Origin of the sequence: Gordonia sp. NPDC057258 (genome assembly GCF_042668985.1) — a bacterium.
Taxonomy (GTDB): domain Bacteria; phylum Actinomycetota; class Actinomycetes; order Mycobacteriales; family Mycobacteriaceae; genus Gordonia; species Gordonia hongkongensis.
In genome coordinates, this window is record NZ_JBHUXZ010000001.1 from 178935 (window position 1) to 200232 (window position 21298).

At 66.8% G+C, this 21298-nt stretch carries 16 protein-coding genes and 1 pseudogene; 11 read left to right on the plus strand and 6 right to left on the minus strand.

The window, feature by feature from the left end; translation table 11 throughout:
- Positions 1–13 precede the first annotated feature (13 nt).
- From ACFUEJ_RS00805 to ACFUEJ_RS00830, 6 genes and pseudogenes are all read left to right on the plus strand, one after another.
- A complete protein-coding gene (locus ACFUEJ_RS00805; protein WP_065629468.1) occupies positions 14–247 on the plus strand; it encodes a type II toxin-antitoxin system Phd/YefM family antitoxin in 234 nt (77 codons plus the stop codon).
- On the plus strand, positions 244–642 hold the full coding sequence (locus tag ACFUEJ_RS00810) for a type II toxin-antitoxin system VapC family toxin (RefSeq protein ID WP_065629469.1): 399 nt from the start codon (positions 244–246) through the stop codon (positions 640–642). The genes ACFUEJ_RS00805 and ACFUEJ_RS00810 overlap by 4 nt, the downstream gene beginning before the upstream one ends.
- A 37-nt stretch (positions 643–679) precedes the next feature.
- The gene (locus tag ACFUEJ_RS00815) at positions 680–2122 is read left to right on the plus strand and encodes a DUF3375 domain-containing protein (protein WP_388027004.1); all 1443 of its coding nucleotides are present in this window, start codon (positions 680–682) and stop codon (positions 2120–2122) included.
- Positions 2119–2697 carry a DUF4194 domain-containing protein gene (locus ACFUEJ_RS00820; RefSeq protein WP_065629471.1) on the plus strand — a complete coding sequence of 193 codons (579 nt, stop codon included), beginning with the start codon at positions 2119–2121 and terminating at the stop codon, positions 2695–2697. Before ACFUEJ_RS00815 ends, ACFUEJ_RS00820 begins: the two co-directional genes overlap by 4 nt.
- Positions 2690–6084, plus strand: a pseudogene (locus ACFUEJ_RS00825) (ATP-binding protein). Before ACFUEJ_RS00820 ends, ACFUEJ_RS00825 begins: the two are co-directional and overlap by 8 nt.
- Positions 6081–7226 carry a Wadjet anti-phage system protein JetD domain-containing protein gene (locus tag ACFUEJ_RS00830; RefSeq protein WP_269554724.1) on the plus strand — a complete coding sequence of 382 codons (1146 nt, stop codon included), beginning with the start codon at positions 6081–6083 and terminating at the stop codon, positions 7224–7226. Before ACFUEJ_RS00825 ends, ACFUEJ_RS00830 begins: the two are co-directional and overlap by 4 nt.
- 15 nt (positions 7227–7241) lie before the next feature.
- Here ACFUEJ_RS00830 and ACFUEJ_RS00835 read toward each other — a convergent pair whose 3' ends face one another.
- On the minus strand, positions 7242–7991 hold the full coding sequence (locus tag ACFUEJ_RS00835) for a FadR/GntR family transcriptional regulator (protein WP_269554726.1): 750 nt from the start codon (positions 7989–7991) through the stop codon (positions 7242–7244).
- A 236-nt stretch (positions 7992–8227) separates the two neighbouring features.
- Here ACFUEJ_RS00835 and ACFUEJ_RS00840 point away from each other — a divergent pair, with 236 nt between their 5' ends.
- On the plus strand, positions 8228–9001 hold the full coding sequence (locus ACFUEJ_RS00840; protein ID WP_154885525.1) for an enoyl-CoA hydratase-related protein: 774 nt from the start codon (positions 8228–8230) through the stop codon (positions 8999–9001).
- A 45-nt stretch (positions 9002–9046) separates the two neighbouring features.
- Here ACFUEJ_RS00840 and ACFUEJ_RS00845 read toward each other — a convergent pair whose 3' ends face one another.
- Positions 9047–12436 carry a pyruvate carboxylase gene (locus ACFUEJ_RS00845; RefSeq protein WP_388027008.1) on the minus strand — a complete coding sequence of 1130 codons (3390 nt, stop codon included), beginning with the start codon at positions 12434–12436 and terminating at the stop codon, positions 9047–9049.
- A 249-nt stretch (positions 12437–12685) separates the two neighbouring features.
- On the opposite strand from ACFUEJ_RS00845, the gene ACFUEJ_RS00850 reads away from it, so the two are divergent.
- Genes ACFUEJ_RS00850 through ACFUEJ_RS00865 form a run of 4 tightly spaced genes read left to right on the plus strand, consistent with a single transcriptional unit; the run spans position 12686 to position 17281 of the window.
- Positions 12686–14440, plus strand: a complete 1755-nt coding sequence (locus ACFUEJ_RS00850; protein WP_211540481.1) for a PEP-utilizing enzyme — start codon at positions 12686–12688, stop codon at positions 14438–14440.
- The gene (locus ACFUEJ_RS00855; protein ID WP_249146304.1) at positions 14440–15438 is read left to right on the plus strand and encodes a TIGR03619 family F420-dependent LLM class oxidoreductase; all 999 of its coding nucleotides are present in this window, start codon (positions 14440–14442) and stop codon (positions 15436–15438) included. Before ACFUEJ_RS00850 ends, ACFUEJ_RS00855 begins: the two co-directional genes overlap by 1 nt.
- Entirely contained in the window at positions 15435–16538 is a 1104-nt protein-coding gene (locus ACFUEJ_RS00860; protein WP_068972148.1) for a zinc-binding dehydrogenase, read from the plus strand. Before ACFUEJ_RS00855 ends, ACFUEJ_RS00860 begins: the two co-directional genes overlap by 4 nt.
- The gene (locus ACFUEJ_RS00865) at positions 16535–17281 is read left to right on the plus strand and encodes an SDR family NAD(P)-dependent oxidoreductase (RefSeq protein WP_280360282.1); all 747 of its coding nucleotides are present in this window, start codon (positions 16535–16537) and stop codon (positions 17279–17281) included. Before ACFUEJ_RS00860 ends, ACFUEJ_RS00865 begins: the two co-directional genes overlap by 4 nt.
- Positions 17282–17527: 246 nt before the next feature.
- Here ACFUEJ_RS00865 and ACFUEJ_RS00870 read toward each other — a convergent pair whose 3' ends face one another.
- The 4 genes from ACFUEJ_RS00870 to ACFUEJ_RS00885 form a co-directional block, all read right to left on the minus strand.
- A complete protein-coding gene (locus tag ACFUEJ_RS00870) occupies positions 17528–18298 on the minus strand; it encodes a ThuA domain-containing protein (protein ID WP_388027011.1) in 771 nt (256 codons plus the stop codon).
- Positions 18299–18314: 16 nt separating this feature from the next.
- Complete coding sequence (gene lpdA, locus ACFUEJ_RS00875) at positions 18315–19715, minus strand: dihydrolipoyl dehydrogenase (protein WP_388027014.1); 1401 nt, start codon at positions 19713–19715, stop codon at positions 18315–18317.
- A gap of 1 nt (position 19716) precedes the next feature.
- On the minus strand, positions 19717–20478 hold the full coding sequence (locus ACFUEJ_RS00880) for an SDR family NAD(P)-dependent oxidoreductase (RefSeq protein ID WP_058252853.1): 762 nt from the start codon (positions 20476–20478) through the stop codon (positions 19717–19719).
- 63 nt (positions 20479–20541) lie between these two features.
- Positions 20542–21249: a histidine phosphatase family protein gene (locus tag ACFUEJ_RS00885; protein ID WP_058252854.1), complete on the minus strand. Its 708-nt coding sequence runs from the start codon at positions 21247–21249 to the stop codon at positions 20542–20544.
- Positions 21250–21298 lie beyond the last annotated feature (49 nt).

Below are 21298 nucleotides of genomic sequence, written 5' to 3' on the forward strand. Positions count from 1 at the left end.
GTAGAATCGGCTCATGAGAACCCTGAGCAGCACAGAAGCCAAGGCGCGCCTCAACGCCGTGCTGGCTGAGATCGAGAGAACCGGGGAAGAGATCACTATCACCACGCATGGCCGACCCGTCGCAGTACTCAGGCCCGTGGCACCACCTCCGCGTCGATTCGGGCAGTTCCCGGCCATGGTTGTTCCCGACGACTTCGACGCACCGCTGTCCGCCGACGACCTCGAGCGCTGGGAGTCGGGTTCGTGACCGATGTCCTGCTGGACACCAACGCGGTCCTGTGGCTGGTCAGCGAACCGGACCGGCTGTCACCCACCACCTTGGACATCCTCGCGAATCCCGGCAACGCTCTCTACGTGTCGGCTGCGTCGGCCTGGGAAATCGCCATCAAGACGCGGCTGGGCAGACTCGACGGAGCGCCGCTCCTCGCCGCGTGGGAAGAAACCCTCTCGTCCATGTCAGCGACCGACCTCGCCATCGATTCCAGCGACGCGGTGACAGCAGGACAGCTCGCCTGGGAACATCGCGATCCCTTCGATCGCATGATCGTCGCTCAGGCCACCCGCCGAGGTCTGACCATCGCGACGAGCGATCAGGTCATCCAGACCGGCACGCTGACACCTGTCATCGACACTCGCCGGTGAGTCCTCGGTGTCAGTCCCCTCCCCTAGAGAGGAACTCATGGACTTTGATGCGTTCACCACTCTGTGGGAACGCCATCCCGCGTGGCGGCTCCTGCGCGCCCACCACTCCCCGCTCATCCTGACGTTTCTCGGGACATTCTTCGTCGAGGGCAACCGTGGTGCGAGTTCAGCTGGAGAACTGGCCACCGCTCTGGATGATCTGCTCTACGACCTGAACACCTCGCTACCCACCAACGACGGTTCGGTTCGATTTCCCAAAGAACCCCGCGCCTACCTCGAGGATTGGGCCGGCACCGAGGCTGGGTTCCTACGACGCTTCTGCCCCTCCGGCGACGACGAGATCTATTACGAGGTGACGCCGGCTTTCGAGAAGGCGTACGCCTGGATCGTCTCTCTACAGGGCAGAGCGTTCGTCGGTACCGAGTCGCGACTGCACACCGTCGTCGAGCTTCTTCGGCAGATCGTGGACGGCACCGAGGTAGACCCCGAGGTTCGACTGGCAGAGCTGCGGCGGCGTCGCGCCGAGATCGATGCAGAAATCGCCGCGGCCGAGTGCGGCGAACTGACGTATCTGGATCAGACCGGGGTTCGAGACCGCTATCAGCAGGTGGCGTCGACCGCACGTGAACTGCTCGCCGACTTCCGAGAGGTAGAAGACAACTTCCGCCTTCTTGATCGCTCGGCCCGCGAGAAGATCGCGTCCTGGACCGGGCCCAAGGGCGAACTCCTCGCCGACCTGGTGGGCAGCCGATCCGAGATCGCCTCGTCCGATCAGGGTCGTAGCTTCGGGTCGTTCTACGAATTCTTGCTGTCCGATTCGCGCCAGACGGAACTGGCAGACTTGCTTGCGAAGGTGTCGTCGCTGGAGATGATCGACGTCGACGAGCGCATCCGCAGCATCCATCACGACTGGTCCGAGGCTGCCGACCGAACCCAGCGCATGGTCCGACAGATCTCTGAACAGCTACGCCGATTCCTCGACGATCAGGTCTGGCTGGAGAATCGCCGCGTACTCGACCTGGTCCGGTCCGTAGAGGCCAGCGCCCTCGAGATTCGTGGCAGGACACCAGATTTCGGGCTCACTGTGGATCAGACCGGTATCGAGATCGCGCTGCCGTTCGACAGGCCACTCTATCAACAACCCGCCTCTGCGACCGTCGAGAGTCGGGTCGAGGACGCGACCGAGAACCTGGACGCAGACCTGTTGTTCGCCCAGACGTTCGTCGACCAAGCCCGCCTGGCAGCCAACATCCGCAGCATCCTCCCGGAGAGATCGTCGGCACTGCTATCCGATGTGGTCACCATGTATCCGATAGAACAGAATGCGGCCGAGATCGTCGGTTACCTCGCCCTCGACGATGACGATGTCAGCGTCGACATCGACGACACCGACGAGACCCTGCTCGAGTACGCCGACCCGAGTGACCCGAGCACGGTCAAACGTGCCCGGCTGCCGAGTGTCACTGTGAGGCGACGATGACCGACGACCACGCAATTTCGAGTGCCATAATCCGATTGATGCGGGGCGTGGTGTACCGCGAATCGGACGAGGACATCTGGGCCACACTCGAACGCTCGGGAGCCGGCGTACGCGATCACTTCACCACGATCGGCGTCGATGTCATCGTCGACGAGTCCGAGGGCTACGCCTATCTGCGCTCGCACCCGGAAGAGGAAGGCGAAGAGCCACTTCCGCGGTTGGTCCGCAGGCGGGCGCTGACCTACAACGTGAGCCTGCTGCTCGTGCTGCTACGCAAACGCCTGCTGGAGTTCGAGATCACCGGCGGTGAAGGACGACTCGTCCTGTCAACGGATCAGATCGTGGAGATGCTACAACTCTTCCAAGCCGAATCGACGAATGAGGCGCGCCTGGTCGAACAGGCCGATAACACCATCAAGAAGGCCGTCGAACTGGGCTTCCTGCGCCAGTTACGTGGGCAGACCGACCAGTGGGAGGTGCGTCGCATCATCAAGGCGTACGTGGATGCGCAAACACTGTCGGATTTCGCGGGCAAACTGCGCCAATACGCAGGAACCGCGGGCCCCGATGACTGACGGTCTGTTCTCAGCGGTCGAACTCGGGGGTGCCGGAGGCGCCGGGTTCCGATTGCAGCCGTCGAGGTGTTGAACTGGGGCACCTTCGACCGACAGGTGTGGCGGCTCACCCCCGACACAGACACCGCACTACTCACCGGCGACATCGGGTCGGGCAAGTCGACGCTGGTGGATGCGGTGACCACACTGCTGATGCCCGCACACAAGATCGCTTACAACAGGGCCGCGGGAGCTGAGGCCAAGGAACGCACGCTTCGCTCCTACGTCGAAGGCCACTACAAGTCCGAACGACAGGAAGCAACCGGCCGCTCTCGCGCCAAAGGCCTTCGGCAGGAGCGCAATACATACTCGGTCATCCTGGGCGTCTTCAGCAATCGGGGATATGACGAGACGGTCACCCTGGCGCAGGTTTTCCAGCAGCGCGACACCGCCGGACAGCCCTACCGGTTCTACGTCACCGCAACCAAACAACTCGCCATCACGACGGACTTCGCCGATTTCGGTTCAGATTTGCGCGACCTTCGTAAACGCCTACGGTCCGGCGGGGCCGAGGTGGTCGACGAGTTCCCGAAGTACTCCACTTCGCTGCGCCGATTGCTAGGCATCCGATCAGAGCAGGCGTTGGAGCTACTACATCAGACCGTGTCGATGAAGTCCGTGGGCAATCTGAACGATTTCGTGCGCAACCACATGCTCGAGCCGAGCGACGCCGGCGAACGTGTCCGCGACATCATCGACCATTTCGACAATCTCACGAAGTCGTACGACGCGGTCAAACGCGCCCGCGAACTGCTCGAGGCGCTGGATCCCATCGTGGTCGCCACAGAGAAGTACGATGCCGCACTTGCCGAGCGCGAGGCTCTCGACGTACAGCGTGCGGCCATACGCCTGTTCATAGCCGAGAATCGCTCGCGCCTGCTGGCAGACGACATCGCCACCTATACGAGCCAGGGCGAGCAGCTCCTCCGCAACCAGGATGCGGCCAGAGGACGGCTACGCGAGTTGGCCCGCGAACGCGAGTCTCTGATCGAGGAGCGGGCAAGAGCCGGCGGCGATCGAGTCGGCGAACTCGAGCGACTCGCCGCCGTTGCCCGTGACGACGTGGAGAAGCGCCGTCACGGACGATCCCTCTTCGACGCCACCGTCACGGCTGCAGGCTTCGCCCCCGTCACAACGGTTGAGCAGTTCACTGATCTTCACGGCTTCATCACCCGCGAGACCACTACTCGTCGAGGCGAAGAGATCGCTCGATGCTGCGAGCGCCGACGCCATCGGCCGAGAGAAAGAAGCGGCCCGACGTCAGGAGACCATCCGGACCGAGCTCGACGATCTGCAGAAACGCACCAGCAACCTGCCACCCGACCAGGTCCAGATACGCGAACAGCTGGCCACCGACACCGGCCTGACACCTGCCGACCTGCCCTACGCGGGTGAACTGATCGACGTCGTCGAAGAACACAGCGAGTGGCGTGGCGCTGCCGAACGTGTCTTGCGTGGCTTCGCACTGTCGCTACTGGTACCGCAGCAGCACTACGATGCCGTGACGAACTGGGTCAACTCCCGCCGACTCACGTTCCACAATCACGGCGGCCGGACTGTCGGTGCCCGGCTCGTGTACGAACGAGTGCCGATCCGTCGAGTTCCCCTGCAGAGAAATGGCTCTGATCTACCGATTCTCGCTGACTGCCTCGAGATCAAGAGCGGGCCGTTCGAGGGCTATCTGCGCGACGAACTCCTCCGGCGCGCCGAACATCAGCGGGCCGCCACCATCGAGGAGTTCCGCGCTGCCAAGCGCGCCGTCACCCGCGAAGGTCAGGTGCGGTCCGGTGGCCGTCACGAGAAGGACGACCGACACCGGGTCGACGACCCACGCCGATGGGTGCTCGGATGGGCCAATGAGCGCAAGATCGCGGTCCTACGAGAGGATCTCGACGAGTCCGACCGCGAGCGCGTGGCTGCTTCGGCGGAGGTGGTGGCGCTGTCGGAGGAACGCGACGCCACCCAGAATCGCAGCGAGTCCCTGGCGCGGCTGGAAGGATTCCATTCCTGGGCCGAGCTCGACATCGAGGAGGCACAACGACGCGTCGCCACCCACGAGGCCGAGCGCGCCCGGCTCGAATCGGGGTCCTCACGCCTTCGCGAGATCACCACGGCGCTGGAGCAGAACGCCGCGCTCGCGGATTCCACGGCTGCCGCGATCGACGACCTCACCGGCAAGCTCGCAACCACCGCCGCCGCGAGTCATCGGGCCGAGCAGGACAAGAAGAGCGACGACGAGTTCGTCGCGGACCACCCGGAGGCTGAACTCGACGCCGCACGAGCATGCTACGACGCTCTGGAACGTCGGCTGGACGGCGGTGTTCCGGCAAGGGCAGCAGACTGCACCACAGCTCAAACGACACTGACCGCGACGCTTCATCAACGGATCGAGCGCCTCACCCGCGAGCTCGGCGGCTTCGGACAGCGCCTAACGCAGCACATGACCGAGGTTCTCTGCCGGTGGCCGGACCTGCGATCGGACATGGATGCCGACGTCGATGCCAGGGCGGATTTCGTCGCCCTCCGCGAACGGGTCGCGACCGACGATCTGCCGCGCTTCGAGTTCGAGTTCAAAGAACAGCTGAACAAGAACGCCATTCAAGAACTCGCCGGCTTCAACAACTGGCTCAACCGGCAGGCCGCATCCATCGACGAACGCGTGCGACGGACAACGAAGCGCTGGGCGCCGTGCCCTACAACCCCGGTCGGTATATCCGGTTGGAGCGCGAGTCAACCACGAATCAGGATGTGGCACAGTTCCGCTCCGACCTGCGGAACCTGACGAGCGACAGTCTCGCAGTAGACGGCGATCAGTATTCGGAGCAGCGTTTCCTCGACGTCAAACGCATCATCGAGCGTTTCCGCGGACGGGACAATCACGCCGACCTCGACAAGAATTGGACGCGGCGTGTCACCGATGTGCGCAACTGGTTCGTGTTCTCCGCATCCGAACGCGATGTCGAGACGGACGTGGAGTGGGAACACTACAGCGATTCCGACGGCAAGTCAGGTGGGCAAAAAGAAAAGCTCGCCTATACGATCCTGGCCGCGTCCCTTGCCTACCAGTTCGGACTCGAGTGGGGTGTGAAGAAGTCGCGCGACTTCCGGTTCGCCGTCATCGATGAGGCATTCGGGCGCGGCTCTGACCTGTCGACCCGTTATGCGCTGGACCTGTTCGCCAAATTGGGTCTGCAGCTCCTGATCGTCACCCCTTTGCAGAAGGTGCACGTCATCGAGCCCTACGTGAAGGCGATCGGATTCGTCGACAATCCGACGGGCACTTTTTCACGCCTGCAGACGATGACGATTGAGGAATACCGGTCACGCCGTGACGGGCGTCTGCGGTGACCGATCGTTGGACCACCCCGGCCGACATCGCCATCAAAGCCAGACGCCGCTGGGACGACGGGACGCTGCTCCGGACGTTTGCGAACCGAGAACCATTCGAGCCCATCGAGATTCCGCTGCGCGGGCCCACCGCGTCGCAGATAGGAGCAGATCTCGGCGCCGCTCGCGACTGGGTCACGGCGTTGGACGGCGGACGTCGTGGCGACACCAGGTACTCCCTGGTCTGGCAAACAATCGGCGGCCGGCACGTCGGGCGTAACACGCTTCCACGACGGGCGATCATCTCCACCTATGAGCAGGCGTGGGCACTTCTGAACGTGAAGGCAGCGGTACAGCAGTTCGAGAGGTTGCTCGAGCTCGCCGCCGACGATCCCGCGGTCCACGCGTGGCTGTTCCAGAACCCGTTTCGCGCAATAGATCTGGCATCGGAGTTTCCTCGACTGATCGACGCGCACCGATGGCTCGACACGCATCGGGACTCCCGACGCTTCCTGCGTGAGATCAGCGCACCTGGGGTCGACACCAAGTTCACCGAAAGGCACCGGGGAGTCTTGGCGTCGATACTCGGAGTGTCGTCGACGGCGTCCGGTTTCGTGACCGGGCTGGGTTTGCAGACGAAACCAGAGTTCGTGAGACTGCGACCGTCACCGTCGCTGGGACTTCTCGAGCACGTTTCGGAGGTGAGCCTCCGAGCTGACGAGCTCACCCGGATCGACTTGCGTCCCTCGCGCGTCCTGGTCATCGAGAACGAGATCACCTATCTCAGCGTCGATGTTCCAGCCCACGGAGCCGTGTTCTGGGGCAAGGGATTCGAGATCGACAGAATCGGGCGCCTTCCCTGGCTGACTGACGTGCCTGTTCGGTACTGGGGTGACCTCGACACACACGGCTTCGCGATTCTCGACCGGCTACGTGCCTGGCTTCCGCAGACCGAATCGATCTTGATGGATCGCGAAACATTGTTCGCGCATCGCGATCGATGGGTTACCGAGCCGAGCCCCACCACAGCCGCACTCCGCCACCTCTCACCCGCAGAACACGACCTGTACGCCGACCTCGCGGACGACTCGCTCGGTGAGCGGGTTCGGCTCGAGCAAGAACGCATCGACTGGGCGTGGGCTCTGGAGCATCTCGAACGGTAGTCGTGCGGCCTACGCTCAGATGTGCCAGCGCACAGGTCGCGAGATGATGTCGCGGAGCCGGCGGCGGTAGTACCGGGCGGACTCCTGGTTGAAGACGTCCATCGCGGCCGCGGTGGCCTCGACATCGCGAGCGCGCATGGCGTCGAGGATGTCCTGCTGGAGTTCGAAGGCCGCGAGCCGCGTCGCGATGGGATGCTCGACGGGTTCGGCGTCGCGAACGAGCAGCCACAGCGTCTCCATGACCACCCGCAGTGCGGGATTGCCCGCCGCCTCGTACACCCCGCGCTGGAATGCGGCGTTGTTCTCCTGGAAGTTGGCGTGGTCCTCGGGATGGTCGCGCATCCGGTCCAGTGCCCGCTGCATCGACTCGATCTGCTCGTCGGTGACGTTCTGCGCCGCGGCCCGCGCGACCATCGGTTCGAGCATCAACCGGACGTCGATGACATCACTGATGTTCGCGCCGTTGATCTGGAGGAACAGCTTCATGATGTTGCCGAGCGAATCGAGTTCGGGCCGTTTGGCTATGGGCCCGCCGCCGATTCCCGCCTTGATCGTCACGAGGTCTCGGCTCTCGAGGAGCCGCAGTGCCTCACGCACCGTCGTGCGTGCCACGCCGAACTCGCTGACCATCTCCTTCTCGGTCGGCAGGCGCTGACCCTCGACGATGCCACCGCCGAGGATCTGATCGGCCACCATGTTGGCCACCCGCGCGGACATCTTCTGCCCGCGCGGCTGCCGGGTGGCGGGCTCGTCGGCGACGGTCATGCGGCTCCCGTGTCTCGGCTGATCGGTCGGTGCCGACACCTTACCCGCCCGCACCTGCTCTCTAGTTCGGATCGGGGCGGCAACGGTCGCCCTCGAACGATCGGTGCGGTGGCGAGACGACCCGTCGTCGTAACTGTGTACATATTTTGCTCGCTCGATTACCGTGAGTCCCGTTCCGTTCGTTCGCGCCGGGGCCCCGACCGCCCGTCGGCGCAGTCCACGACAGATAGGCACCTATGCAGACCACCTCCCCGGCCTCCGGGAACCTCTCCGTCACCGTGCACCAGCCCGGTATCGCACTCGTCGAGCTCTCGCGGGGCAAGGTCAACGCCATCGACGGGCAGATGTACGAGGACATCGCGGCGACGTTCGACGCGCTGTCCGACGACCAGGACGTGCGCGTGATCGTGCTGACCGGTCAGGGCCGCATCTTCAGCGCGGGCAACGACATCAACGAGTTCCGGACGATGTCCACTGTCAGCGGCGACATCGCGATGCGGCGGGCCCGGCGGGCGCTGTTCAGCGTGCGCGAGTGTCACCTCCCCGTGGTGTCCGCGGTGAACGGCCCGGCCCTGGGAAGCGGGTTCGGACTCGTCGCGCTCTCCGACCTCGTGGTCGCGTCCGAACGCGCCACCTTCGGACTGCCCGAGATGAACGTCGGGGTCCTCGGCGGTGGTCGCTTCACCGCCCGCATGTTGCCCCAGCAGGCGATGCGCCGCATGTTCCTCACCGCCGAACCGGTCGACGCGTCGACCCTGGAGCGGTGGGGGGCACCGCTCGAGGTCGTCGCCCACGACGATCTCCTGGAGATCGCGACCGCCCGCGCGCGCTCCATCGCGGAGAAGAGCAGGCACGCCATCGTGCTCGCCAAACAATCCCTGAACGGCTGCGAAGATCTCGACATCCGTCGCGGTTACGAGCTCGAGCAGTCCTTCACCGTGCGACTGTCCGAACACCCCGACTCCAAGACCGCGGTGGAGGCCCAGGTCGCCGACCTCGCACGCAAGTGACGACGTCGGGTCCGCGCCATCGGGACGCGGACCCGACGCACCGCGTCAGTCCGTCGCGATGGTCAGCAGGAGATCCCCGCCGTCGACCTCGGTCGATCCCGACACCGCGACACGCTGCACGATCCCGGTGACCGGCGCGGAGATCGAGGCCTCCATCTTCATCGCCTCGATCGTGCCGATCGGTTCACCCCGGCGGAGTTCGTCGCCCTCCTTCACCGACAGCGTCACCACACCGGCGAAGGGTGCGGCGAGTTGCCCCGGGAGGGCGGGGTCGGCCTTCTCCGCGGTGCGTGTCGTCGACTCGACCGAGCGGTCGCGCACCCGAACCGGCCGCAGTTGCCCGTTGAGGATGCAGAGCACGTTGCGCATCCCGGACTCGTCCGGGTCGGAGATCGCCTCGAGCCCGATGAGCAGTTCGACGCCCTTCTCCAGCTCCACGCGATGTTCCTCGTCCTGGCGCAGGCCGTAGAAGAACTGGTTGGTGGACAGCCGAGACGTGTCGCCATAGGTCTCGCGGTGCTCGCGGAACTCACGATTCGGTCCGGGGAACAGCAACCGGTTGAGCGCATCACGACGCTCCGCCGACGTACCGGCGAGCGCCGCGAGGTCGCTCTCGGTCAGGGCGGTCACCGGGCGAGGGTCGGTGCGGCCCTCGAGGGCGCGCGTGCGGAGCGGCTCCGGCCACCCGCCCGCGGGCTCGCCCAGATCGCCCCGCAGGAAATCCACCACCGAGTCCGGGATGTCGTAGGCCGTCGGATCGTCCGCGAACTCGGCGGCGCTCGCGCCGGCGCCGACGAGTGCCAGCGCGAGATCGCCGACGACCTTCGACGACGGTGTCACCTTGATCAGTCGCCCGAGCACGGTGTCGGCGCCCGCGTAGGCCGCCTCGATGTCCTCGAACCGGTCCGCCAGCCCCAATGCCAGGGCCTGCTGCCGCAGGTTGGACAGCTGGCCGCCGGGGATCTCGTGGGCATAGACCCGGCCGGTGGGTGCCGGCAAGCCCGTGTCGAACGGCGAGTACGCCGCCCGGACCGCCTCCCAATAGGGCTCGAGAGCGCAGCAGGCCGCGAGGTCGATCCCGGTGTCGCGGTCGGTGTTCGCCGTCGCGGCGACGATCGCCGACAACGGTGGCTGACTCGTCGTGCCGGCCAGCGGTGCGCTCGCCCCGTCCACCGCGTCCACCCCGGCCTCCCAGGCGGCGAGGTAGGTGGCCAGCTGCCCGCCGGCGGTGTCGTGGCTGTGCAGATGGACGGGCAGGTCGAACCGCGACCGCAAGGCGCGCACCAGGGTCGACGCCGCGGCCGGGCGCAACAGGCCCGCCATGTCCTTGATCGCCAGGACGTGTGCGCCCGCGTCGACGATCCGTTCGGCCAGCTTCAGGTAGTAGTCCAGGGTGTACAGGGTCTCGCCGGGATCAGAGAGGTCGCCGGTGTAGGACATGGCCACCTCCGCCACCGCGGTCCCCGTCTCCCGCACCGCGTCGATGGCCGGCCGCATCGCGTCGATGTTGTTCAACGCGTCGAAGATCCGGAACACGTCGACGCCCGTGGCCGCCGCCTCGCGGACGAATGCGTCGTTCACCTCCACCGGGTACGGCGTGTACCCGACGGTGTTCATGCCGCGCAACAGCATCTGCAGGCAGACGTTGGGCATCGCCGTGCGCAGGGCCGCCAGGCGTTCCCAGGGATCCTCCTTGAGGAATCGCAGCGCGACGTCGTAGGTCGCCCCACCCCACGCCTCGACCGACCACAGCTGCGGGGTCATCCGCGCGACGTGCGGTGCGATGGTCACCAGGTCCCGGCTGCGCACGCGGGTGGCCAGCAGCGACTGATGCGCGTCGCGGAAGGTGGTGTCGGTCAGCGCGAGTGCCGTCGACGCGCGGAGTTCGGCGGCGAAACCGTCCGGCCCCAGCTCCCGGAGTCGATCGCGGGACCCCGGCGGCGGTGGGGACGTGAGGTCGATCGCCGGCAGTTTGTCGACCGGGTACACCGCGGACGGTCGCTCGCCGTGCGGTCGGTTCACGGTGACGTCGGCGAGATACCGCAGGATCCGGGTACCGCGGTCGGCGGAGGCGTGCTGCTCGAGCAGGTCCGGTCGGGATTCGATGAACGAGGTGGTGACCCGCCACGCGCCGAAGTCGTCGTCGGCGAGAACCGCCTGCAGGAACGGGATGTTGGTGGCGACGCCCCGGACCCGGAACTCGGCGATCGCACGACGTGCGCGCGCCCGCGCGGTCTCCAGGTCCCGGCCGCGACAGGTCAGCTTCACGAGCATCGAGTCGAAGTGGGAGCCGATCTCGGACCCCAGTCCGACGCTCCCGTCCAGACGGACACCCGAGCCACCGGGCGTGCGGTAGGCGGTGATCCGCCCGGTGTCGGGCCGGAAGCCGTCGGTCACGTCCTCGGTCGTGATGCGGCATTGCACTGCCGCGCCGCGGATCTCGATCGAATCCTGGGTCAGTCCCAGCTCCCGCAGCGTCGCACCGGATGCGATCTGCATCTGGGTGGCGACGAGATCGACGTCGGTGATCTCCTCGGTGATCGTGTGTTCCACCTGGATGCGCGGGTTCATCTCGATGAACACGTGCCGACCGTCGGAACCGAGCAGGAACTCGACGGTCCCGGCGCAGGTGTACCCGATGTGCCTGGCGAAAGCCACTGCATCCGAACAGATCCGATCACGGACAGCCGGGTCGAGCGCGGGTGCGGGGGCCACCTCGACGACCTTCTGGTGGCGGCGCTGGAGCGAACAGTCGCGTTCGTAGAGATGGATGACCTCGCCGGTGGCGTCCCCGAGGATCTGCACCTCGATGTGCCGGGCGTCGACCACCGCCCGCTCCAGGAAGACCGTGCCGTCGCCGAAGGCCGTCGTGGCCTCGCGCGAGGCCGCCTCGATCGCCCCGCGAAGCCGCGACGGCTCATCGACGCGACGCATGCCGCGCCCGCCACCACCGGCGACCGCCTTGACGAACAAGGGGAAACCGACCGCATCAGCCGCGGCCACGAGCTCGTCGACATCACTCGACGGGGTCGACGAGGTCAGCACCGGGAGACCGGCCTCGGCGGCGGCCGCCACGGCCCGGGACTTGTCGCCGGCGAGTTCGAGCACCTCGGCGGACGGGCCGATCAAGGTGATCTGCCGGGTCGCACACGCCCGGGCCAGCTCAGCGTTCTCGGAGAGGAAGCCGTACCCGGGGTACACCGCATCGGCTCCGGACGTCGCCGCGACGCGGACCATCTCGTCGACCGAGAGGTACGCGCGGACCGGATGCCCGCGTTCGCCGATCTCGTAGGCTTCGAACGCCTTGGCCCGATGAACGGAGTTGCGGTCCTCGTGGGGGTAGACGGCCACCGTGCTCGCGCCGAGCTCGACCGCGGCACGAAAAGCCCGTACCGCGATCTCGCCTCTGTTCGCGACCAGCACCTTCTCGAACATGGGTTTCCTTTCGTCACCGGATGCGCCGGAAGTAGCCACGCGAGAAGCGGGCGGCGCGGGAAGGATGTGACCCACATCCCTGGGCCTGACGTCAGGTTACTCTATTCGCAGTAAAGTTACTTAGCGCCGCAACTGGCGGAGTCTTTACCCTCAAACTGCTGAGAAATATCTCTGTACATGTTTCCATCTGTCGCAGGTTTCTATAGTGTGACTTGACATACAGCCTGTCACCTCGATGAGGAGGAACACATGAGTGACGAGCAGTCCGCGGGGGCGGTCGACATCGATCGCTGGATCACCGACTGGGAGTTCAGCAGCCGATACCCGGTGTACACACGCGCCAACGCCGGCGAAGTGCTGCCCGACCCGTCGAGTCCGCTGAACGTCACGATGGTCTGGAACAAGGGCCTCAACATCGGCTGGCGCCAGGGCTACGTCGACAACCTCGGCACTCACCTCGCCGAGGAGATCGACGAGGTGATGCCCGAGATCATCGGCAACTTCGGCGGCTACCACTACACGAACTTCTCGATGACCGAGCTCAACGGCGCCCGGCTCCCGGGGCTGACCGTGCCGGTGTGGAACAGCCTGTGGGTGGGCGACCATCCCGACATCCCCGAGTACGTACCCAAGCCGGGCGACGAGAACGCCGAACTGACGGCCGGTCTCGCCGAGAAGACCGCCTGGGCTCTCACGACCGATGAGTTCCCCGAAGCCGAGGAGGCCAAGCGCCGCGCCGACCGGGCACGCGACCAGCGTCCCGATCTCGCCGCGATGAGCGATGCCGAACTCGTCGAGCACGCTCGCTCGCTGCTCCCCGACCTCATCTACTGCTACGCCTATCACCCGGTCACCACGACGCTGTCGACGATGGGTCCGGCCGTGGCCGGTCAACTCCTCGAAACCATCGGCGAGGCAGACAAACTCGGCGATCTGCTCAGCGGACTGGGCGGCGTGGACTCGGCCGCCCCGTCGTATGCGATGTGGAAGCTCGGGCGCCTCGTCGCCGGTTCGTCCGAACTGACCGGGATCTTCGACGACGGACTCGCCTCCGCCCTCGACGCGATCACCGCGAGTGACTCCGCCGACGCCGCGAGGTTCCGAGAGGAGTTCGACGACTTCCTCTACCGCTACGGCTCGCGCGCACCGAACGAATGGGACATCCGATCGGACAGCTGGGAGACCAAACCCGTGCTGGCACTGATGGCCATCAACGGGATGCGCAACAGCCCGCCGGAGGCCGATCCCGAAGCGATCCTGCGCCGCAATCAGGACAAGCGTCTCGCCCTCACCGAGGACCTCGCCGCGAAGATGCCCGACGTGGAGTCGGCCACCGCGTTCCGCAACGCGGCGAAGTCGATCACCAAGTTCATGCCGTGGCGGGAGCGCACGAAGACCGCGTGCGTGAAGATCATGGGCGAGATGCGGGCCGCCCTCTACGAACTCGGACACCGGATGGTCGGACGCGGGATCATGGACGACCATCACGACATCACGATGCTCGTCGACGACGAGCTCGATCGCTTTGTCGCCGAACCCGAGTCGTTCGCGGACACCATCAAGGAGCGACGCGAGCAGTATCTCGCCCTGTTCGATCTGCAACCGCCGTTCTTCCTGTTCGAACCGCTCCCCCTCTCGCAGTGGCCCCGGCGCACCGGGCAGCGGGTGGACCCCGCGGTGCCCGGTGACGTCCTCTCCGGAGTCGGCGGCGCCCCGGGCGTCGCCCGGGGACGTGCGCGAATCCTGCACGACCCGTACGAGGCCGAGCAGCTGGAGGAAGGCGACATCCTCGTCGCACCGCAGACCGATCCCGCCTGGACGCCGTTGTTCGTCTTCGCGGGCGGTGTCGTCGTGAATGTCGGCGCGACGATCACCCACTCGTCCATCGTGTGTCGTGAGCTCGGAATCCCATGCGCCGTATCGGTTCAGGACGCGACGGCCCGCATCCCGGACGGCGCGATGATCGAGGTCGACGGCAACACCGGGTCGGTGACGATCCTCTGATGGCGATGACTGACGGCGCCCGCGGCACGACGATCGGGCTCGCCCTCCCCCAGCTCGGCGAGCACGTCGATGCCGCGGCCGTCCGCGACTTCGCGGTGGCCGCCGAGGAACTCGGATTCACCGGACTGTGGGCGCAGGAACACCTCTTCTACTCCGAGCAGAACGCGTCGGTCTACGGTGGCCGGCACACCACGGCGGTGCACCCCGCCTACCGTTCGGTGCTCGGGGCCACCGAGCTCATGGCATTCGTCGCGTCGTGCACCCGGCGGGCGCTGATCGGGAGCAGCATCCTGGTCGCCGGGTACCACCGTCCGGTCGAGCTCGCACAGCGTCTGGCCACTCTCGACGTGCTCTCCGGCGGACGTCTCGTCGCCGGGCTGGGCGTCGGCTGGTCCGACGAAGAACATCGACTCATGGACGTCGACCCCCGGACGCGCGGGCGCCGGATGGACGAACTCGTCCGCGCCGTCCAGGCGTGCTGGGGACCGGATCCCGTCGAGTTCGACGGGGAGTTCTTCACCATTCCGACCTCCACCGTGCGGCCGAAACCGGTCCAGACACCGCATCCGCCGCTGCTGTCCGGGCTGCGGTCGGAACGCGGTCTCGCCCGCACCGCCGCACTGTTCGACATCTGGAATCCCAGCAGCGGCACAGCCGGGGCCCTGCAAGCCCAGCTCGACGGGATGGCCGCGCAGCGTCCCGCCGGACGGGCCCCGGTCCGGCTGTTCCTGCGGTCCTACCTCCAGCGCCCCACCGACCCGGTGGGATCCGGCGGACAGGGCATCGACGGTGTGGCCGCCGATATCGCCACCGCGAAGGCGGTCGGTGCGGAACACTTCATCATCGAATGCAATTTCTCCGACGACGTCCGGTCGCCGGAGGACTGGGCCACCATGCCCGAGCGGCTGGCGCCGCTGATCCAACTCGTGCGCGACGACAGCTCCGCGGTGCCCGACTCGTCGGGCGCCGCCCGGCCCCAGAAGGAGAACGCATCATGAAAGCTGCTGTCTGGGAGGGCAGTACACCGACACTCACCGTCGAGGAGATCCCGCGCCCGACGCCCCGTCGTGGCGAGATCCTGCTCAAGGTCACCGCGTGCGGGGTCTGTCACACCGACCTGCACGTACTGAAGTCCGAGGTGAACTTCCCCGCTCCCGCGGTCCTCGGCCACGAGGTCTCCGGCGTGGTCGAGGAACTCGGCGACGGCGTCGACACCCTCGCGGTGGGCGATCGGGTCGTGTGCAGCTTCATCATGCCGTGCGGCGAGTGTCGCCACTGCGCGCGCGGACTGGACGACCTGTGCGAGAAGTTCTTCGCCCACAACCGGCTCAAGGGCACGCTCTACGACGGCGAGACCCGGTTGGCCCGCGCCGACGGCACCCCGCTGGCGATGTACTCGATGGGCGGACTCGCCGAGTACTGCGTCGTCCCCGCGTCGGACGCCTTCGTCGTCCCCGACGGGGTCGGACTGGGTGAGGTCTCCATCCTCGGCTGCAGTTCGTTCACCGCGCTCGGTGCCGTGACCAACGCCGAGCTGCGGCTGGCCGACCGCATCGCCGTCGTGGCGGCCGGCGGCGTGGGATCGTCGATCGTCCAGTTCGCGGCGGCGGCCGGAGTCGCCCAGATCATCGCGATCGACGTCAACGACGACAAGCTCAAGGCGGTGGCCGAGCTCGGTGCGACCCACACCGTGAACTCGCGCGACACCGACGTCGTCGCCGAGGTACGGGCACTGACCGACGGCCACGGCGTCGACGTCGCCTTCGAGGCCCTCGGGCACCCGAGCACCTTCGCGACCGCGCTGGACATCCTCGACGACGGGGGCCGCGCCGTGGTCGTCGGGATCGCGCCGGCCGGGACGCCCGGTGAGCTCGATCTGGCTCGTCTCGTGCGCCGCAGCCTGCAGATCCGCGGTTCCTATGGCGCGAAGGCACGACGTGACATGCCGGCGCTGCTGCGCATGGTCGCCGGCGGGATCGTGGAGCCGGAACGTGTGATCACCCGCCGCTACCGCCTCGACGAGGTCGACGAGGCCTACCAGGCCCTCGCCCGCGGCGAGATCGTCGGCCGGGCGATCATCGAGATGGACTCCGAATGACCGAGACCGTGTCCGGCACCGTCGCCATCGTGACCGGTGCCGGCTCGGGCATCGGCCGGGCGGTGACCGAGCTCTTGGTCGGTCGCGGGAGTTCGGTTGTCGCGGTCGACAACTCGCCTGCGGTTCTGGACGAGCTCGCGGACCGGCCGCGGGTCGTCCCGCTCGTGGGGGATGTGACGTCGGCCGACGACAACCGGCACGCGGTCGAGACGGCGGAACAGCGCTTCGGCCGGCTCGACGCGTTGATCCTCAATGCCGGGGTCCCCGCCTCCGGGTCCATCGAAACCCTGGACCTCGACGTCTTCGACCGATCCCTCGACGTCAACCTCCGGTCGGTGGTTCTCGGTGTGCGCGAGGCGATCCCCGCCTTCCGGCGATCCGGGGGCGGTGCGGTGGTGGTGACGGCGTCGGCGACGGCCCTGGGCGGCGAACCCAACCGCTGGCCGTACGCCGCGGCGAAGGCCGGCGCGGTCAACCTCGCCCGGTCACTGGCCCTCGACCTCGCCGTCGACGGCATCCGGGTCAACTCGGTCTGCCCCGGCCCCATCGAGACCGGAATGACACGACGCATCGCGGTCAACACCCCCGAACGCTACGAGTCCCTGCGTCGGATGGTTCCCCTGCAACGCTGGGGCACGGCCGACGAGGTCGCCGAGGTGATCGCGTTCCTCGCCTCGCCGCTGGCCTCGTTCGTCATCACCGGTGCCATCCTCAGCGTCGACGGTGGGACCGCGTCCTACTGAGTTACGCCCCTCTGCAACCTGGCGACAGCCCGTCTGCCACCGCTCCTCGCACCTCAGGGAGCAAGGGTTGTGGCGTTCTCTCGGATTAGGGCGCATGGGGCCTCTGTTCGCTGAATCGATAGAAACACAGGAGGTCGGGCCCGCGACCGGCAGACTTCAACTCGACCGATGGACTCCGATCGAGGTCCAGGAGTCGAGTTGAAGTCTGCCGGTCACGAAACGGGGCATCGGGGAACGCTCTGACCCTCAGAACGTCCCGCGAACCGCCCAGTCCACGCACCGGCCGAGGATGGTCCGGTACTCCGGCACCTCCCAGCTCCCCCGGTCGACACGTCCGAGGTCGTCGATACCCAGGTCTTGGACGTCGAACCGGCCGCGGCAGTGCCCGAGCGTGAAGTAGCAGACGGTTCCGGGGTCGTGTCTCTTGAGATAGAGCACCGGCAGCGGGTCGTCGGAGGTGGTGTGTCCCTCCGCGAAACCCGTTGACTCGCCGACAAACCGGGTGTGCGCGAGAACCTCTATCGGCTCGAAGAGTTCGCTGACGTAGAGCTCGTCGACGGCGTCGAAGGCCTCGACACCGTCGACAAGCGGATGGTCGGGGTCCGTGATCTCGACCCGGTACGGCGCGATCGGCGGATGACCCAGGAACTGGCTACCTACCAGCTGCGGCAGCACGCCCATGGTGCGTGGGGTGACGTACTTGCTCGGCGACCCCGGTGGCGTCGGCTCGATCGCGGAGTTGGTGGCGTGCAACGCCAGCCATCGACCGCCGCGTGCGAGGAACTCGGTGAGCGACCGCTGCGCGGCCTCGTCCGGAATCCGGTTGCACGTGTAGGTGATCAGCAGATCCGCGTCGTCGATGGCCGGGATCGCACCCGCGTAGTCGTCGAAGACTCGCGTTCGCACCACTTCGTGATCGGCCAGCAGCGTGAGGATCTGCAGTCTCGCGTAGTCGAAGTCGTGCCATTGCCCACCGCAGATGACGACCGCGTCGAGGCGGCCGGCGGGTCCGGACATGTCGCTCCTCGAGATCTCAGGCGTGTGCGTGCAGGGGTTTGCCCGCCAGCGCGAGGTGGGCTTCGCCGAGCGCCTCGGCCTGGGTCGGATGCGCGTGCACCAGGTTCGCGACGTCGTCGGCGGTCGCCTCCCAGTTGTAGATCAGCTGTGCCTCACCGATGAGCTCACCGACCCGATCACCGACGAGATGGATTCCCACGACGGGTCCGTCGGACCCGGCGCGGACGAGCTTCACCCCACCCGACGTCTGGAGGATGCGGCTCTTGCCGTTGCCACCCAGGTCGTAGACGGCGGTGGTGACGTCCCCGTACCGGTCGACGGCTTCGGCCTCGGTCAACCCGATCGACGCAACCTCGGGGTGGGAGTAGGTGACACGTGGAATCCCGCTGTCGGCGACCGGCACACAATCGAGGCCGGCCAGTTGCTCGGCCACGAAGATACCGTTAGCGAAGCCGCGATGGGCGAGCTGCGGACCCGGCACGATGTCACCGACCGCGTAGACCCCCGGCACAGTGGTCTGCAGCGCATCGTCGACCTCGACGAACCCGCGGTCGAGTCGGATGCCCGCCTCCTCGAGCCCGAGACCGGACGTCCGCGGACCACGCCCTACCGCCACCAGCAGGATGTCGGCGTGCAACGGTTCCGACTCGCCGGCGAGATCGACGGCGACCCCGGCATCGGTCACGCGCGCGGCGGACAGCATGGCCGCAGTCCGAATGGTGATGCCGCGCTTGCGGAACGCTCGGGTCAACTGCTTCGACGACCACTCGTCCTCAGTCGGGACCAGTCGTGGTGCCGCCTCCACGGTGGTGACCTCGACGCCGAGCGACGCCCACAGACTGGCGAACTCGCAACCGATCACGCCGCCGCCCAGGACGATCGCCGACCTCGGGATCGAATCCAGCTCCAGCGCACGGTCGCTGGTCATGATCGGACCGCCGCTATCGATGCCCGGCAGGGTCCGCGACTGCGATCCGGTGGCAAGGACAAGGGCCTCACCCCGGTGTCGCGAGGTCCCCCCGTCCGCGAGATCGACTGCGACCGTTCGGTCCCCGACGACGCGGCCGTGACCACGCACCACGCGGATCGCCCGCGAGGCGATCAGTCCCTCGAGGCCGCGGTACAGACCGTCGACGACCTTCTGCTTGTACGCGTGCACCGCGGTGATGTCGACACCGTCGAGCGAGGCCTTGATTCCGAAATCGGCCGCAGAGCGCACGGAGTCGACGATCTCCGCGGCATGCAGCAGCGCCTTGGTGGGGATACAACCGTTGTGCAGGCAGGTACCGCCGAGCTTGCCGGACTCCACCAGGACGACCGACATGCCGAGCTGCGCGGCGCGCAGAGCACACGAGTATCCGCCCGAACCGCCGCCGAGGACGACGACGTCGGCGGTCTCGGTGGAGTCCGCGCTCATCTCAGAAGTCGAATCGGTTGGTGAAGCCGCCGTCGACGACCAGGTTGGTGCCCGTGATGTGACCGGCGGCGGGCGACGCCAGGAAGGTCACCGCGTTGGCGACATCCTGGGCGGCGGCCAGCTTGCCCAGCGCGGCGGACGACAGCGCCGCGTCATAGAGTTGCGGGCGCTGCTCCTTGATGGTGTCCCAGGGTCCGCCTTCGAAGTAGACCGGACCGGGCGACACCGCGTTGACGCGAATCCCCTTGGCTCCCAAGACACGTGCCTGCGCCGAGGAGTGTTGCAACACGGCGGCTTTGAGCGCGCCATAGCTGTTGGCGGTGGTGATCGGGCCGGCCTCGATGGCCGATGTCGTACTGATCGTGACGACCGACGCGGCCGAGCTCTTCTCCAGGTGCGGTGTGGCCGCCTCGATGAAGCCGACCAGGCTCATCAGATCGACGTTGAAGCTGTTCTCCCACGCCTCGCGCCCCTTGCCGGTCATGGCCGATGCGTTCACGATGACGATGTCGATCCCGCCGAGCGACTCGGCCGCGTCGTCGACGAAGGACGTCACAGCCGCGGAGTCGCCGACATCGACGGACTTCCAGAACACCGTGCCGGACTCGGACAGCTCGTCGGCGACGGTCTTGAGTTGGGCTTCGCCGCGGGCGCAGATGCCCACCGATGCACCCTCGGCGAGGAGCGTCTTGGCGATGGCGAGGCCGATCCCCTTGCTCGCGCCGCTGATGAGGGCGCGCTTTCCGGTGAGGTCGAGATCCATGTCGGGTCCTTCTTCTTTCGGTCGTGCTGGCGGTTCGGGGCTGGTTGTTCTGGCGGGGTCGGACTAGAGGTTCATCGCGCCGACGGAGGTCTGGAAGTCGAGCACGTGTGTGAAGTCGTTGACGGACTGCACCGCACGGCGGGTGTCCGCACCGCGCAACACGTTGACCGACGTGTGGTGAACGCGGACCGGCATGTCGAAACCGCTTCCGAGCGCGTCGGCGAGCACGGCATTGATCACCCCGCTGTGGCAGGTGACCACCACGCGCTCGCCGAGGTGCGCGTCGACGATCCGGCCGATCTCGCCGAGCACTCGCGCACGGAAGGCCACCGGGTCCTCGGCGTACGGGAACGGTTCGTAGCTGCGGGTCCTGATGTGTTCGCGGAAGATCCGGGATATCTCGTCGTGCGGAAGGGTCTCGAACGGCGATTCGTCGGCCGGGAAGGACTGCCACGGCTCGTACTCGGTCAGGGTGTCGCGGACGATCGGTTCCAGACCGTGATGGGCGGCGATGGCCCGGCCGGTGTCGAGGGCCCGGCGCAGCGGCGAACTGTAGACGACATCAACGGTGTGGGTGGCGAGCCGGTCGGCCACGGCGCGCACCTGTCGCTGCCCGAGGCCGGACAGAGGCGGATCGACGGTCTCAGCTGCGCTGAGCTCCTTGCTCAGCGCCTGCTCGCCGTGGCGGATGAGCACGAGTTCGCACAGTCCGGCCAGCGGCGCGAACGGGTTGTCGAGATCGATCGAGCGCGCACGAGTCTGGTTGGGCACGGCTCCAGTGAACCACAAACTAGGTTCTCTATAAAGATACTATCGCGAA

Excerpts from the sequence above, each read along its gene's own strand:
- ACFUEJ_RS00805 (WP_065629468.1), top strand. The coding sequence starts at position 14 with ATGAGAACCCTGAGCAGCACAGAAGCCAAGGCGCGCCTCAACGCCGTG.
- ACFUEJ_RS00815 (WP_388027004.1), top strand. The coding sequence starts at position 680 with ATGGACTTTGATGCGTTCACCACTCTGTGGGAACGCCATCCCGCGTGG.
- ACFUEJ_RS00820 (WP_065629471.1), top strand. The coding sequence starts at position 2,119 with ATGACCGACGACCACGCAATTTCGAGTGCCATAATCCGATTGATGCGG.
- ACFUEJ_RS00835 (WP_269554726.1), bottom strand. The coding sequence starts at position 7,991 with ATGACCGTCGCCGACGAGCCCGCCACCCGGCAGCCGCGCGGGCAGAAG.
- ACFUEJ_RS00840 (WP_154885525.1), top strand. The coding sequence starts at position 8,228 with ATGCAGACCACCTCCCCGGCCTCCGGGAACCTCTCCGTCACCGTGCAC.
- ACFUEJ_RS00845 (WP_388027008.1), bottom strand. The coding sequence starts at position 12,436 with ATGTTCGAGAAGGTGCTGGTCGCGAACAGAGGCGAGATCGCGGTACGG.
- ACFUEJ_RS00850 (WP_211540481.1), top strand. The coding sequence starts at position 12,686 with ATGAGTGACGAGCAGTCCGCGGGGGCGGTCGACATCGATCGCTGGATC.
- ACFUEJ_RS00855 (WP_249146304.1), top strand. The coding sequence starts at position 14,440 with ATGGCGATGACTGACGGCGCCCGCGGCACGACGATCGGGCTCGCCCTC.
- ACFUEJ_RS00860 (WP_068972148.1), top strand. The coding sequence starts at position 15,435 with ATGAAAGCTGCTGTCTGGGAGGGCAGTACACCGACACTCACCGTCGAG.
- ACFUEJ_RS00865 (WP_280360282.1), top strand. The coding sequence starts at position 16,535 with ATGACCGAGACCGTGTCCGGCACCGTCGCCATCGTGACCGGTGCCGGC.
- ACFUEJ_RS00870 (WP_388027011.1), bottom strand. The coding sequence starts at position 18,298 with ATGTCCGGACCCGCCGGCCGCCTCGACGCGGTCGTCATCTGCGGTGGG.
- lpdA (WP_388027014.1), bottom strand. The coding sequence starts at position 19,715 with ATGAGCGCGGACTCCACCGAGACCGCCGACGTCGTCGTCCTCGGCGGC.
- ACFUEJ_RS00880 (WP_058252853.1), bottom strand. The coding sequence starts at position 20,478 with ATGGATCTCGACCTCACCGGAAAGCGCGCCCTCATCAGCGGCGCGAGC.